Here is a 1192-nt window from a genome sequence, read left to right on the forward strand (position 1 = left end):
CCCTTGACCGACCGACCCGTCCCGGAAAGACAACAGACTGTCGGGAAGCCCCCGAAGGATGGCCAGGGGTACATGTTCAGGGGCGGGCCCATCAGAGACCCGGGCCGGTGGCCCCTGTCCCTCCGCACCCGGCTCACCAGGACCGGCCAGCCAGACCGTGATGGTGCGCAGGGAGAGGTACGACCCCCATCCGGGGCCCATGGAAGGCTCTTCCGGACCCCGGTCGGGTCAACCTGCACCAGGCAACGCCCAGAAGCCCATCCCAGTAACCCTGGGCCCGCGGACGCGTCAGATCGCTACGCGCTCCTCCCGGCTTGGCGTCCGACGACCGTCCGTGGCCGGTCAGAAGCCGCCCATGGGCGGTGGGTGTGTGATGCGGTCAGGCGGGCTGCCAGAGTTCGATGCGATGGCCTTCGGGGTCGGTGACCCAGCCGAACCGGCCTACGCCTTCCATGTCCTGGGTCTCTTCGGCCACGTCGGCTCCCTTCGCGCGCAGTTGCGCGAGCATGGCGTCCAGGTCGCGGACACGGAAGTTGAGCATGGTCTGTTGGGTGCGGGTCCCGAAGTAGTCGGTCTCGGACTCGAACGTCGCGAACACCGTGGCCCCGGCCTCCTGGCGCCACAGACCGTGTTCGTCGGCGTCCAGCCCCAGGCAGTCGCGATACCAGGCGTTCAGGGCTGCGGGGTCGCCGGCCCGCAGGAAGTACCCGCCGATTCCAAGCACACGTTCCATGCCGCCATCTAACCAGGACGGCGATCGGGCCCCCATCCATCAAGGGAGAGTCGTCGTGTCCAGCCCCGGACGGCCGTCCGACGCCGGGGAATGAGAAGCGCGTAGCGATCTGACGCGTCCTCGGGCCGTCGTGGGCGGGGATGGGGTGCTGGTCGCTGCCTGGTGCGGCTTGACCCGACCGGGGTCCGGAAAGTGTTTGTGTGGGCCCCGAATGGGAGTCGTACCCCTCCCTGCGCATCATCTCCGTCCGGCTGGGTGGTCCGGGGACGGGAACTCGGGAGGGACGGGGCCCCCGGCCGGGATCTCTGAGGGGGGCTTATCGGAACATGTACCCCTGGCCATCCTTCGGGGGCTTCCCGGCAGTCTGTTGTCTTTCCGGGACGGGGCGGTCGGTCAAGGGTGGCGCGCAGCGACATCGCGTAGCGACGCGACGAAGGAGCGCCCTTGAGGGACCGGCGC

General features: G+C 69.1%; 1 protein-coding gene. It reads right to left on the reverse strand.

Annotated features, from left to right (window positions below):
• Positions 1-379: 379 nt before the first annotated feature.
• Complete coding sequence (locus ACFXA3_RS42835) at positions 380-733, reverse strand: VOC family protein (protein WP_385197018.1); 354 nt, start codon at positions 731-733, stop codon at positions 380-382.
• Positions 734-1192: the final 459 nt, after the last annotated feature.

This window comes from Streptomyces sp. NPDC059456 (assembly GCF_042750055.1).
Taxonomy (GTDB): domain Bacteria; phylum Actinomycetota; class Actinomycetes; order Streptomycetales; family Streptomycetaceae; genus Streptomyces.